This is a genomic window from Bradyrhizobium sp. AUGA SZCCT0158, assembly GCF_018130065.1.
Taxonomy (GTDB): domain Bacteria; phylum Pseudomonadota; class Alphaproteobacteria; order Rhizobiales; family Xanthobacteraceae; genus Bradyrhizobium.
In genome coordinates this window covers 19,686-32,090 of the sequence record NZ_JAFCME010000035.1, presented here as the reverse complement: position 1 = coordinate 32,090, position 12,405 = coordinate 19,686, and the positions used below count along the sequence as shown (strand labels likewise).

Below are 12,405 nucleotides of genomic sequence, written 5' to 3'. Positions count from 1 at the left end.
TGGGCACCCCGGCCGCTTTGTCTGCGGCGACCATAAGAATTGTCAGAGTGAAAAAAAGTTCAAGGGGAGCGCGAAATTTTTTTTAGGGTGAGGCGGCTGATTGGTTACCGATTTTTTCAGGCATCAGCCGGCTTGACAGTAAAGGCCGGCCGCCTAATTTTTCCGCGGGGCCTTTCCCCTTCCAGTCTCAAAGGAAAACACGACGACCGTCAGGAGACGATGATGTTGGATGAAAAACTTGCCCGCTTGCGTGCCCACCGCGACAATATCCATCGCTACCGCAGGCTGCTCGCGACGCAGCTATCGGACTTGGAACGTGCCTACATTATGCGCCGGATGGACGAAGAACAGTCCGCCCTGAACTCCCTTTCGGAAAATACCTTTCCATTCACTCTGCCTGTCCCGCCGAACGCAGCCGGGAGGGCCGAGCATGTCTGAGCTCGATGCTTTCCTCGTTCGCGGGCATGAAAAGGTCATCGAACATTATCGCAGGCTGCGCGATTCATCCTCTTCTGACGAAGAACGCCGAGCCTTGCAGGCACGCATAGACCGGGAACTTTCGGCGTTGAGTCGATATGCCCCCGCTGAGCAGCGGCGCGCTGCCTAGGTGGAGGTGAAGCGGAGCTGCAGCGGGTGCGCTGCCCGATCGTCGACGGAAAGAGCCAGACCGTGGGAGAGCTGCGGCCCAGCGCGTAGGACGGATCAGCAACGACGTAAATCCGCTCTCCGAACCAGGTGCGGACGTGGGTGCAGCGCGCATCCGGCATTCCCTGCTCCCTTGTTTTGGGGAGAAGCGGCAGCAACCACTCGGGCGTAGCGCGTCGCGAAAATAATTTTCGTCGTCCCGGACAAGCGAGCAGCGCGAGCGCCGATCTCAGATGCGCAATTGCGCATCGGGGGACCCATACGCCGCGGCCCATCGGTGAGAGCGCAGGCGTTAGCGACCTTCTGAAACAACAACCGCCGCGGAGTATGGGTCCCGCTCAAGGCCGGGACGACGCGTGGAGAGAGCAGAATCGCAATGACGACGCGGCGCGTGTCACCCTTCCCGCAAGATCATATCCGCGCAGAGACCGGCCGATTGCACGACGCTGGTGTAGCCGCCGAAGCCGGCATAGGCGGAGGCCAGATAAAGGCCTGATACTGTCGTGCGCGGCGAGCGGAGCGGGTTGCTCCAGATCGCCTGTGGCGGGGTCGGAGCAAATCCGTAAACCGCGCCGTCAGGCGCGTTGAGATATTGCCGCACCGACAGCGCGCTGTTGAACGAGGATGCGACGACGGCTTCGCCAAGCCCCGGATAGATCGAGGACAGATAGCGCACGATCGCCTCCTGCCAGCGCCCACGCTTCTCGCGATAGGCGTCCATGTCGGAGGCGTCCCAGTTCGACAACAAATCAGGGCCGAGGATCGAAAGCACATAGGGCGGCGCCGGCACGCCGGAATCGATCGCGGCATAGTCCACCACCGACATCGGCGGCATGCGCTCGCCGGGCTCTTCCGCCATCAGCGCTGCGCCTTGCGCATAGTCGGTCAATCGCTTCATCCAGGGCGGCAGCAATTGCGTGGAGTAGGCGGCGATACCGAATTCGCACGGCGGTTTTGACAGCCCGAGCGTCAGCGCGAACAGCGAGGTCGAGGGCGCCTGCCGGGCGTAAGTTTGCCTCAATTGTTCGGCGGCGTCCGCCTGCATCAGGGGTTCGAGTGCTGCGGGCGCGGCGTTGCCGATGATCCGCGCGCATTGCACGGTCCGGGGATCGCTGCCGTCCTTGGCGGTGTGCGTGATGGACTTGGCGTCGTCGCCGAGCGCTATGGCGCTGACGACACGGCGCAGCAGCACTTCGCCGCCGGCCACCTTGATGGCCCGCGCCAGCGCGCTGGAAAGCCGCTGCGAGCCGCCCTGCACGTAGCGGCCGCCGCTTTGCAGATAGCTGCCCTGCGCCATCGCGAAATAGATCCACCACAGCGTGGAGGGGTCGTCGTGGAAATAGGACAGGTTGGCGGCAAGCACGCATTTGACGGCTTCATGGTCGCCGAAGACGCGGTCGAGCTTTTGCGACAGCGACAGCGGCCAATCCGCGGCGTCAGGCAAAAGCTTGATCAGGGCGCCCAGACGGTCGCGCGAGGTTTCCGTTGCGTCGTCGCCTTGCGAGAACCGGTTCGCGACGCCGTTGATATGCTGCATCTCGCCGAGCAGTTGATCGATGCCGCGGCGCGCCTCCGGGAAGCGTTCGGTCAACGCACGGCGCGCGGCGTCGAAATCGTCGGGCATCAGGAACGGCTGATCGAGCGGGCCGCCGCGCGCCTGGTAAAACGCGCCGGACGGAATCCATTTGACGGCGTCGATCACGCCGGCACGCGTCAGCACGTCATGTTTGGGGTCGCGCGGGTCGTTCGGGTCGCTGGTCTCGTGCAGTGATCCCTCGACAAACAGCTCGCCGGATTTGTAGCTCGACGCCGCACCGCCGACCGAATTGCTGCGCTCGACCACCAGCACCTTGCGGCCGGCGCGCGCCAGGATCGCTCCAGCCGTGAGGCCGCCAAGGCCGGCGCCGACAATCACGACATCATAACGTGTCATTCAGCGTGGCACCCTGGAAGCCATTGCAAGATCAGGGTGTTTCATTGCCGCTCGGGTGCGGCATGTCAAATGCGCTGACCGCATGGAGCGGTGCGCGGAAAGCCGCCTTCAGCGATTTAGAAAGGATCGAGAAAGGGAACGGCTGAAAACCGCTATTTCCAGGCCGATTTGTCGATGTCCCAGCGCTGGCCCTTGAACTCCCTGGCGAGCGCCTCGACCGAACCATTATCGTCTTCCGGCTCGCCGCCTTCCTCCTCGCCGCCGGCGCCTTCGGACAGGTTCAGCTTGGGACCTGCGCCTTCGTCGATGGTCGATGTCACCGGGCTCGAGATCCACAGCATCAGCCGGTCCGACGCGCCGGGCTTGTCGGGCGAGACGAGCGCGGTGACCTCGATGCTGTCGGTGAGGCCAAGCGCCGGGTAGATCTCGCTCGGCCGCTTGAAGGTCAGCGTCAGCTTGCCGGTGTTGGCGTTCCACGCCGCACCGGCCGCCTTGGCCGCGAGCGTCTTCGACAGCACCGCGGATACTGCGGCGGCGATCTTGTCCTTGTTGATCTTGTCGCCATCGCGCCAGTCGGCGGCGGCAAAACGGATGGTGCGGTCCATCTCGACGATGCCGGTGGTCCATCCCGCGGTGACCACACCTGGTGTCGACTTCGCCTTGGCGATCAGCGCCGCCGACCGCTCCGGATCGGCGGTGAGATTGATGGTCTGTTCGCCGGCGCGCAGCGCGTCGCAGGAAATCGAGAGGCTGCTCAGGCCGAGTTCCACCTCCTGGCCCTTCAGGCTCTTGAGGAAATCCAGCGCCGCATCCAGCTTTATCCGCACGCCGATGGATTCCGGCGACACCTCGGTGAAGTCCTTCGGCGCCGGCGTGATGCCGTCATCGGTGGTCTGGTTGTCCAGAAACTCCTTCTCGCTGAGATCGGAATTGTCCGTCGAAGCCACTTCCGTCACCGCCTGTCCGATGGTGATCCGGCCGCGGAATTCGAAGCCGTCGGCGCTGGCCTTGCGCGCGAGGTTCACGGTGACCGGCAGCTTGTCACCGATGCTTTGCGTCGAGCCGGTCAGGTTCGCCCCGCTGACGGTGAGGTTGGCGACGAAGCGGTCCTTGCGCTCGGAGCCCTTTTCGACGGGGTAGCAGACGTCGAGCACGGCCGCGGTGACGGTTTTGCCCTGGCGGATCTCCTTGAGGACGACGTCGGCATTGCCGCCCATCAATCCGTCGATCGAGGTGAAGTACCGGACTTCGCTGCCGCCGGGTGCCGGTGCTGCCTTGGAGGGAAGCTTCATCTGGGCAAAAGCCAGGTTCGAGGCCGTCACCAGACCGAACAGGCAGAGCAGGAGTGCGCGCATGGGAATTCCTCAAGGGAGAGAATCAGCGTCGTCGTAAGTAGCAAACCTCCAGATCATGTCGCCAAAAAAGAAGGCCGCCCGGAGGCGGCCTTCGATGATTGCATTGGTCGGCGGGGCTTAGAAGCCCATGCCGCCCATTCCACCCATGCCGCCGCCACCGCCGGGCATCGGCGGGGCCGCTTCCTTCGGCAGCTCGGCGACCATGGCTTCGGTGGTCACCAGCAGGCCGGCGACGGAGGAAGCGTCCTGCAGGGCGGTGCGCACCACCTTGGCGGGGTCGATGATGCCCTTGTCGACCATGTCGACATACTGCTCGGTCTGGGCGTCGAAGCCGAAGGTTTCGGACTTGTTCTCGAGGATCTTGCCGACCACGATCGAGCCCTCGACACCGGCGTTCTCCGAGATCTGGCGAACCGGAGCTTCCAGCGCCTTCAGCACGATGTTGATGCCCGCCTGAACGTCGGAATTGTCGTTCTGGATGCGGCCGACCGCCTTCTTGGCGCGCAGCAGCGCCACGCCGCCGCCCGGCACGATGCCTTCCTGCACGGCCGCACGGGTTGCGTTGAGCGCGTCCTCGACGCGGTCCTTCTTCTCCTTGACCTCGATCTCGGTCGCACCGCCGACGCGGATCACCGCGACGCCGCCGGCAAGCTTGGCAAGGCGTTCCTGCAGCTTCTCGCGGTCGTAGTCCGAGGTGGTTTCCTCGATCTGCGCCTTGATCTGGCTGACGCGGGCTTCGATCGCCGGCTTCTTGCCGGCGCCGTTGACGATGGTGGTGTTCTCCTTGTCGATCACAACCTTCTTGGCGCGGCCGAGCATGTTGACGGTGACGCTTTCCAACTTCATGCCGAGCTCATCGGAGATCAGCTGACCGCCGGTCAGGATCGCGATGTCTTCCAGCATCGCCTTGCGGCGATCGCCGAAGCCCGGCGCCTTGACGGCGGCGACCTTCAGTCCACCACGGAGACGGTTCACCACCAGCGTCGCCAGCGCCTCGCCCTCGACGTCCTCGGCGATGATCAGGAGCGGGCGGCCGGACTGCACCACGGCTTCCAGCACCGGCAGCATCGCCTGCAGGCCGGAGAGCTTCTTCTCGTGCAGCAGCACGTAGACGTCCTCGAGCTCGGCGGTCATCTTTTCGGCGTTGGTGATGAAGTAGGGCGACAGATAGCCGCGGTCGAACTTCATGCCCTCGACGATGTCGACTTCGGTCTCGAGCGACTTGTTTTCCTCGACGGTGATGACGCCTTCATTGCCGACCTTCTGCATCGCTTGCGCGATCATCTTGCCGATGGCGGCATCGCCATTGGCCGAGATGGTGCCGACCTGGGCGACTTCGGCGGAGGAGGCGACCGGCTTGGCGCGCTTTTCGATGTCCTTGACCACGGCCAGCACCGCGATGTCGATGCCGCGCTTCAGATCCATCGGGTTCATGCCGGCGGCAACCGACTTGGCGCCTTCGCGCACGATCGCCTGGGCGAGCACGGTCGCGGTGGTGGTGCCGTCACCGGCGGTGTCGTTGGTCTTGGAGGCGACTTCGCGCAGCATCTGCGCGCCCATGTTCTCGAACTTGTCCTCGAGTTCGATCTCCTTGGCGACGGTAACGCCGTCCTTGGTGATGCGCGGGGCGCCGAAGCTCTTGTCGATCACGACATTGCGGCCCTTCGGGCCGAGCGTCACCTTCACGGCGTTAGCGAGGATGTCGACGCCGCGCAGCATGCGATCGCGGGCGTCTCCGGCGAATTTAACGTCTTTGGCAGCCATGTGGATTTACTCCTGATTGGATGAATACGGTCGCTTGCCGCTTGTCGTCGCCGGGACCTCTTCCCCTCTCATTGTGGGAGAGGGTGGATCAAATGAGCATCAGCTCATTCGAGACGGATGAGGGGTCTGTCTCCGCGGATGGAGACCCCTCATCCGGCGCGCTTTGCGCGCCACCTTCTCCCACAAGGGGAGAAGGGATGCGCCGACGAATGAGGGTGCGGCGGCAGTTAGGCGGTGCTTAAACCAGCACGCCCATGATGTCGGATTCCTTCATGATGAGGAGTTCCTCACCGTCGAGCTTGACCTCGGTGCCCGACCATTTGCCGAACAGCACGCGGTCGCCGACCTTGAGGTCGATCGGGATCAGCTTGCCGGCTTCGTCCCGGCCGCCCGGGCCGACGGCCGTGATTTCGCCCTGCGAGGGCTTTTCCTTGGCGCTGTCGGGAATGATGATGCCGCCCTTGGTCTTCTCTTCGGCGTCGATACGCTTGACCACGACGCGGTCATGCAGCGGGCGGAATTTGGATTTGGCCATGAGGTTTCCTCTGTGGAAGGCTTGGTTTCAGGTCTGATTGCCATCAAAATGGCTGCTAATGCCGGGTATTCGACACCGTCCCGGGCGGGACGGCCAAACTCCCCGAGCAATTCTTGCCTTAGCAATCGTCGCATTTGAGTGCTAATGTGTGGTCCGGGGAATATGGCTTGGCGCCGATCCTGTCAAGCAAGGGGGTATGGCTCAAAAAAGGTTAAGGCCTTGGTGAGGCCAATATAGGATGCTCCCTGAGAAACCAAATCGGAGCGGCGGCGTAATTTGATGGACGTCATTGCTCCGGCACGTGTTTTACGGTTGGCTGCAGGACGGGTGCGGCCAAAAAACTTGTTTGGGGGAATGCGATGATCGGGTCCGGTACTGCGCGCGTGGTTGCCAATCTGGCGATCGCCTCGGCGCTCACGATAATCCTGGGGGCGTGCAGCAGCATGAGCCTGCCGTCGCTGTCATCAAGTTCCGCGCCTCCGCCCGAGCCGGGCGTGGCGCCCGAGATGCCGGCGACGATCCGCTCCGACGAGATCGTCGGCCGCTGGGGTCTCGCCTCGTATCAGAATCCGAACGACCGGGCCCGCACCGAAAAGATGGCCCGCGATCAGTGCAGGCAGCCTTATGTGATCACCGCCGGCACCTCCGGGGGCGTGGTCATGCATCTGGCCGACCAGGCGACCCCGCAGGAACTGCGCCTCAAGGGCTCTCCGAGCGGCAAGAATTATATCGGCCCGGCGGGAGCGACCCCGGGCGAGCAGGATCGCGAGATCGTCTCGTTCGACGGCCGTGTGCTGGTGACCCGCTTCGTCGAAAAGGATGCCGGGGTTCGTTACGGCAACATGGTCTATGTCCGCTGCGCGCCGCGCGCGTGAGACCACAAAAGCCTTAACCTCATCCGCAATAAAAAACGCCGGCTCCGCGCCGGCGTTTTTTTTCTCGACGTGACGTCGCCAGGCGTTGTCGCCCGGCGCGCCGGAATTCCTAATCAAACAGCGCGTCGATGTCGTCCTGCGAGGCATGGCCGACGTCGCCGTCGAGCTTCGGACCGTTGAGCAGCTTGGCGTCGCCTTCACGGGTGTCGACGATCGGGGTCGCGTGCGCCTTCAGCGCGTCGACGCCACCCCAGATGTCCATCATGACGTTGATGTGGTTCTCGATGAACTTCATCGTGGTCATCACCTTGCTGATGCGCTGACCGGTGAGATCCTGGAAATTGCAGGCTTCGAAGATCGCGATGACGCGTTCCTGGATTTCCTCGCTGAGCAGCTTCTGCTGGTCCGGCGAAGTGTTCTTGGACAGCGCGGTCGCCGCCTGGTCGATCGCCTCGGTGGCTTCGAGAATTTGCTGCGTGGCCTGCTCGGTTCCGCCGACGACGGCGCCGAGCTCGCCATTGACCTTGGCCATTTCGCCGCCGTCAAAGCTCTTGCCGTGCAGCGTTGCGATTTCGCGCTTGGTGCGGTTGATGGCGTCGTGAATGAGGTCGAGTTCGACCTTGAGCTTTTCACACTGCTCGATCTGGGCACGATAGGTTTCCAGCAGCGCCTGGGCTTCGGCAACCTCGCGCGCCACCGACGCTTCCGCCGATTCAGTCACAACTGAGCGGCCTTGACCGCCCGCGGCCATCTGGGCGCGGATCGAGCGCAGCTCGCTCATGATCTCGCGATGCATCGGGCCGATGTCGCCGCCTTCGGCAGCCGCGGACACCGGTATTGGCACATCGCCCAAAATGGCCTGTTCGATACGAAAACGTTTGCGACTAACCGACATGATGTATTCCCACCCCTTAACTCCGTGACCTGTTTTAGACAGATGCGATTTAACGTGAGGTTCACGCGGGGAACACATCGCGGCGCAGTGTTGCGCGAAGCGCATACCAGGGATTAACCATGCGTGTGCGGCGTTCACTCAAAATAAACGCTACCGGGCAAATCAGCGCGCAACCTGTGACGTGGTGAATCCAAACGCCGTTTCTGTTTACCAAACCGATGTGGTTTTGACCCTTTATTGACCACGTGCAACGGCGCCGCTCAGGCGTCGCCAAGATCTAACAGTGACGAAACAGTACAGAGTACGTCGATGTTCAGAAAAATGTCTCTCGCGCTCCTTGCGGGCGTGTCGTGCCTTGGCTTCTCCGATTCTGCGTTGGCGATCGACGCCTCTCCGCTCGCCGAACCCACCGTGATCTACGCCAATCGGCCCGCGCAACCTGCGCCGGTACGCACCGCCTATGCCGAACGTTCGCAAATGGGCGGCGGCTTCATTGAATTCCTGTTCGGCGATGGGCCGGTGCAGGGCGGCCGCTATCAGCAGCAGCCGGTCTATCAGCAGCAGCCGGATTACCAGCAGCAGCCGGGGTACGGATATGGCGGAAGGCGCGGCACCCTGCCGCCGATGGATCCGCAACAATCGATGCGTCAGCAGCAGGAAGAGGCGCTCGAGCCGGCACAGCGCCCGGTCGATCCGAAGTACAACAAGCAGGTTGTCGACTATCACGGCAAGGAAGGTGTCGGCACCATCGTCGTCGATACGCCCAACAAGTTCCTGTTCCTGGTGCAGGGCGACGGCAAGGCGCTGCGCTACGGCATCGGCGTCGGCCGCCCCGGCTTCACCTGGTCCGGCGTCAAGACGATTTCGGCGAAGAAGGAATGGCCGGCCTGGACCCCGCCGCCGGAAATGCTGGCGCGGCGTCCCGATCTGCCGCGGCACATGGAAGGCGGTCCGCAGAATCCGCTCGGCGCCCGCGCGATGTATCTGGGATCGACGCTCTACCGCATCCACGGCTCCAACGAGCCCTGGACCATCGGCACCAACGTCTCGTCCGGCTGCATCCGGATGCGCAATGAAGACGTGATCGATCTCTACGGCCGCGTCGGCGTCGGCGCCAAGGTCGTTGTGATCTGAGCAAAACCAGGTCTCGAAAAAAACGGCCGCTCGATCGAGCGGCCGTTTTGCAATCATCGCTGTCGTCCCGGCGAAGGCCGGGACCCATAACCACAGATGTCTGTTGGTTTTGTATGTCCGTTGCCACAGCTTCGCTTACCACGAGCAGTGGTGGTTATGGGTCCCGGCTCAAGGCCGGGACGACGAGGAAGAGGAATCAAAACGGCCGCCCGATCGAGCGGCCGTTTTCTTTTTCAGACGTGACGTCGTTCAGGCTTAATCGTCGTCGCCGCCGCCGTCACCATCGAAGCCGTCATCCATGTCGTCATAATTGTCGTCGTTCGACGCGTTGTCGAAGTATCCGCTGCGTGAGCTGTCACCACTGTTGTTGTCGTCGAACAGCCCGGTGCGCGAACTTCCGGACGAGCCGATGTCATTGGCACCGGCCTCCCGCGCCAAATCGCCGCCGGATTGATCGCTGCCGCCCGGCCGCCGGTCTTCGACGCTGCCGCGATGACCACCGCTATCGCCGCCGAAGGCCGCCTGCTGGTTGCCGCCGCCGCCCATCATCGAGCGGATGCTGCCGAGCAGCATCGATCCGCCGACCACGCCGGCGGCTGCTGCCGCCGCCGTTCCGAGGAACGAGCCGCCGCCGCCACCGAACGGCGGTTGCTGCTGCTGCGGTTGACCATAGGCCGGCTGACCGTAGCCGGGCTGGCCGTATTGTCCGGGTTGTCCCTGTCCTGGACCTTGGGCCTGCTGCATCACCTCGCCGCTGTTCCATACCGGGCGGCCGCCCATGCCGGGCGAGCGGACGTTAGGCACCGAGCCGCGCGGCTGGCTCTGCCCGAAGATGGTGTCACGCATCGAATCGAGGAAACCGCCGGATTGATTCTGTTCGGCCGCGTGCCCGCCTTCCAGTTGCTGGATGCGGTCGTTGGCGCGCTTCAGCGCCTCGTCCTGCACCAGCGTTGTCTGCACCAGCGCATAGACGGCATTGGGCGCACCACGCAGGCCCTGCATGATCGCGGACATGGCTTCGGGATCGCGCGGGGCGTTCTCCAGCTTGGCAAGGCGGTCGAAAAGATCGTCAATCAGTTGGCGTTCTTGCGGTGTCATGGCGTTCTCCATCGCGCCCGGTGCCTCGAAGCGCGGGGCAGATGTAGGGCGGGGTTTGTGTCGCAAGTAGTGGGAGGGCAGATTAAATTTCGGTATGCGACAAAACGACCGGCCGGTTTATTGAGCAAACTCAAGCCAGTGTAACATTGTTCCTTGCCAGCAGCGGCGGCAATTGCGCGCCGGCGAGAAACGCGTGCTCGCTTTCGCGCTGTGTGGTCAGGGGATCGAGGCTGATGAGGGTTTCGTCGACGAAGCCCGGATGACACATCACCAGCCCGCCCTCGGGCATGCCCTGCAGGAATTGTCCCATCAGGACGCCGAAATCGGGCGTCTTCGAAAAATCATAGGCGCCGGCAAAGGCCGGATTGAACGGGATACCGGCACGGGTGGCGAGCTTGCGAAACCGCGAGCTGAGCGCATCGAGCAGCAGCGCCTTCGGCGCGCCGAGCCGTTTGGCCAGCGGCTGCAGGCGCCCGCCCTGGCGAACCCAGGCGCCGGGCGCGGCCTGCTTCACCGCGCGCAGAAACGCATCGCGCACCTGCGGGAAGAGCTGCGCATGCTGATGGCCGTCGACGAAATCCGGCGGGCGGCCGAACAGATCCTGGAACGCGGCCAGCTGATCGATCAATTCGGCATGGATCATCTCGGGATCGAGCCGCCGCAACAGGCCCGAACGCAGCATCGCCGGCAGCGGCAGAAACATGCCGCCATCGGTCGGTCTGAAGTGCATCGTCAGCGGCCGGAATGGCGCGGTCAGCGTCGCATGCAGGCCGATCGCGCAGCGCGGGCTGCCGGCAGCGGCGTCCTGCAGCGCCGTGACCTCGCCGCGGCCGATCGCCGGGCCGACCACCATCACCGATGTCGCATTGAGGCGGCGCTGGCCGATCAGCTCGCGAATGGCGCGATTGACGCCCTCGCTGATCCCGTAATCATCGGCGCACAGCCAGATACGGCGCGGCGGCGCGGCATCGTTCATTCCGCGGCGGTCCGTTCGCTGACAGTTGTGGTGGTCGTTTCGTCCGCGTGCTTCTCGGAGTGTTCGGCGACGAAATAGATCGGACGCGCTTTCAGCTCCGACAGGATCTTGCCGATATATTCGCCGACGATACCGATCATGATCAGCTGCACGCCGCCGATCGTCATCAGGCCGATCACGAGCGAGGGATAGCCGGGGACCTGCTTACCCGTGGTCAAGACTTCCCAGAGAATAGTCAGGCCGAACAGAAAGGCGCCCACGGCGAGCAGCACGCCGAGCAGGCTGGCAAAGCGCAACGGCGCTACCGAGAACGAGGTCAGCCCCTCGATCGACAGGCCCACCAGCCGGCCGGCGCTGAAGGTGGTGACGCCGTGCGCGCGCGGCGCCGGCTCATAATCGACGCGGATCTGGCGAAAGCCGATCCAGCTCGCCAGACCCTTGAAGAAGCGATTGCGCTCGGGCAGCTGCTTGAGCGCTGCCGCGGCGCGCGGCGACAGCAGGCGGAAGTCGCCGGCATCCTCGGGGATTTTCTGCCGTGCGCCGTAATTGATCAGCGCGTAGAAGCCGTGCACGGCAAGACGCCGCAGAAACGATTCATTGTCGCGATGCGCCTTCGCCGTATAGACAACGTCGTAGCCGTCATCGATCCAGTGGCTGACCAGCTTCTCGACCAAAGTCGGCGGATGCTGGCCGTCGCCGTCCATGAACAGCACCGCGCCGCGCCGCGCATGGTCGAGCCCCGCCATCAAGGCGGCTTCCTTGCCGAAATTGCGCGACAGCGACACCACCTGAACGTCGAGCGCGTCGGCCTTCAGGGTGCGCGCGATCGTGAGCGTGGTATCGGCGCTGCCGTCGTCGACATAGACCACTTCGCTGGCGAGGCCGTAGCGCTGCCGCAATGTCCTGGCGAGGCCGATCAGCCGCTCGTGCAGCAACGCGAGCCCGGCGGCCTCGTTATAGACAGGCACGACAATCGACAGCCCCCGCGCCGCGGCGCTCGCCGCGGTGGTGGACAGGCCGGAAACGTCAGAGCCAAGCGTCATCGATCAGGTTCCAAATCATCCATATGTTTTGAGCATGACCTCTTCGGAAAACCGGTGCCCACCCCGCATCAAGTGCGGGGCAGGCTTTTTCCGGATCATGCTCCCAACAGCATATGTTACTTGCCACTAGCTGTCGCTACGATGAACGAAAA

12 protein-coding genes are annotated in these 12,405 nt (G+C 63.5%); 4 read left to right on the top strand and 8 right to left on the bottom strand.

Annotation, left to right across the window (positions count from 1 at the left end; genetic code table 11):
• The first annotated feature begins 132 nt into the window (after positions 1-132).
• Positions 133-438: a hypothetical protein gene (locus JQ574_RS31275; protein ID WP_249119717.1), complete on the top strand. Its 306-nt coding sequence runs from the start codon at positions 133-135 to the stop codon at positions 436-438.
• Entirely contained in the window at positions 431-607 is a 177-nt protein-coding gene (locus JQ574_RS31270) for a hypothetical protein (RefSeq protein WP_212209634.1), read from the top strand. Before JQ574_RS31275 ends, JQ574_RS31270 begins: the two co-directional genes overlap by 8 nt.
• Before the next feature lie 432 nt (positions 608-1,039).
• Here JQ574_RS31270 and JQ574_RS31265 read toward each other — a convergent pair whose 3' ends face one another.
• The 4 genes from JQ574_RS31265 to groES form a co-directional block, all read right to left on the bottom strand.
• On the bottom strand, positions 1,040-2,578 hold the full coding sequence (locus JQ574_RS31265; RefSeq protein WP_212384152.1) for an NAD(P)/FAD-dependent oxidoreductase: 1,539 nt from the start codon (positions 2,576-2,578) through the stop codon (positions 1,040-1,042).
• Positions 2,579-2,730: 152 nt separating this feature from the next.
• Entirely contained in the window at positions 2,731-3,933 is a 1,203-nt protein-coding gene (locus JQ574_RS31260; protein WP_212209636.1) for a hypothetical protein, read from the bottom strand.
• A gap of 117 nt (positions 3,934-4,050) precedes the next feature.
• On the bottom strand, positions 4,051-5,697 hold the full coding sequence (groL, locus tag JQ574_RS31255) for a chaperonin GroEL (protein WP_212209637.1): 1,647 nt from the start codon (positions 5,695-5,697) through the stop codon (positions 4,051-4,053).
• 238 nt (positions 5,698-5,935) lie between these two features.
• On the bottom strand, positions 5,936-6,232 hold the full coding sequence (groES, locus tag JQ574_RS31250) for a co-chaperone GroES (protein WP_192738881.1): 297 nt from the start codon (positions 6,230-6,232) through the stop codon (positions 5,936-5,938).
• 359 nt (positions 6,233-6,591) lie between these two features.
• Between groES and JQ574_RS31245 the strand changes: the two genes are divergently transcribed.
• Positions 6,592-7,107 carry a hypothetical protein gene (locus JQ574_RS31245; RefSeq protein WP_212209638.1) on the top strand — a complete coding sequence of 172 codons (516 nt, stop codon included), beginning with the start codon at positions 6,592-6,594 and terminating at the stop codon, positions 7,105-7,107.
• Between the two features lie 109 nt (positions 7,108-7,216).
• On the opposite strand, the gene JQ574_RS31240 is transcribed toward JQ574_RS31245, so the two are convergent.
• Positions 7,217-8,002 carry a protein phosphatase CheZ gene (locus tag JQ574_RS31240; protein ID WP_212209639.1) on the bottom strand — a complete coding sequence of 262 codons (786 nt, stop codon included), beginning with the start codon at positions 8,000-8,002 and terminating at the stop codon, positions 7,217-7,219.
• 309 nt (positions 8,003-8,311) lie between these two features.
• Between JQ574_RS31240 and JQ574_RS31235 the strand changes: the two genes are divergently transcribed.
• The gene (locus tag JQ574_RS31235) at positions 8,312-9,136 is read left to right on the top strand and encodes a L,D-transpeptidase (protein ID WP_212209640.1); all 825 of its coding nucleotides are present in this window, start codon (positions 8,312-8,314) and stop codon (positions 9,134-9,136) included.
• A 255-nt stretch (positions 9,137-9,391) separates the two neighbouring features.
• Here JQ574_RS31235 and JQ574_RS31230 read toward each other — a convergent pair whose 3' ends face one another.
• The 3 genes from JQ574_RS31230 to JQ574_RS31220 form a co-directional block, all read right to left on the bottom strand.
• Complete coding sequence (locus tag JQ574_RS31230; protein ID WP_212209641.1) at positions 9,392-10,234, bottom strand: DUF2076 domain-containing protein; 843 nt, start codon at positions 10,232-10,234, stop codon at positions 9,392-9,394.
• Between the two features lie 130 nt (positions 10,235-10,364).
• Positions 10,365-11,210, bottom strand: coding sequence for a ChbG/HpnK family deacetylase (locus JQ574_RS31225; RefSeq protein ID WP_212209642.1), 846 nt, complete (start codon positions 11,208-11,210; stop codon positions 10,365-10,367).
• Complete coding sequence (locus tag JQ574_RS31220) at positions 11,207-12,253, bottom strand: glycosyltransferase family 2 protein (protein ID WP_212209643.1); 1,047 nt, start codon at positions 12,251-12,253, stop codon at positions 11,207-11,209. The genes JQ574_RS31225 and JQ574_RS31220 overlap by 4 nt, the downstream gene beginning before the upstream one ends.
• Positions 12,254-12,405: the final 152 nt, after the last annotated feature.

Bases quoted from the DNA above. Each gene is read 5' to 3' on its own strand.
- JQ574_RS31270 (WP_212209634.1), top strand. From the start codon at position 431: ATGTCTGAGCTCGATGCTTTCCTCGTTCGCGGGCATGAAAAGGTCATC.
- JQ574_RS31265 (WP_212384152.1), bottom strand. From the start codon at position 2,578: ATGACACGTTATGATGTCGTGATTGTCGGCGCCGGCCTTGGCGGCCTC.
- JQ574_RS31260 (WP_212209636.1), bottom strand. From the start codon at position 3,933: ATGCGCGCACTCCTGCTCTGCCTGTTCGGTCTGGTGACGGCCTCGAAC.
- groL (WP_212209637.1), bottom strand. From the start codon at position 5,697: ATGGCTGCCAAAGACGTTAAATTCGCCGGAGACGCCCGCGATCGCATG.
- groES (WP_192738881.1), bottom strand. From the start codon at position 6,232: ATGGCCAAATCCAAATTCCGCCCGCTGCATGACCGCGTCGTGGTCAAG.
- JQ574_RS31245 (WP_212209638.1), top strand. From the start codon at position 6,592: ATGATCGGGTCCGGTACTGCGCGCGTGGTTGCCAATCTGGCGATCGCC.
- JQ574_RS31240 (WP_212209639.1), bottom strand. From the start codon at position 8,002: ATGTCGGTTAGTCGCAAACGTTTTCGTATCGAACAGGCCATTTTGGGC.
- JQ574_RS31235 (WP_212209640.1), top strand. From the start codon at position 8,312: ATGTTCAGAAAAATGTCTCTCGCGCTCCTTGCGGGCGTGTCGTGCCTT.
- JQ574_RS31230 (WP_212209641.1), bottom strand. From the start codon at position 10,234: ATGACACCGCAAGAACGCCAACTGATTGACGATCTTTTCGACCGCCTT.
- JQ574_RS31225 (WP_212209642.1), bottom strand. From the start codon at position 11,210: ATGAACGATGCCGCGCCGCCGCGCCGTATCTGGCTGTGCGCCGATGAT.
- JQ574_RS31220 (WP_212209643.1), bottom strand. From the start codon at position 12,253: ATGACGCTTGGCTCTGACGTTTCCGGCCTGTCCACCACCGCGGCGAGC.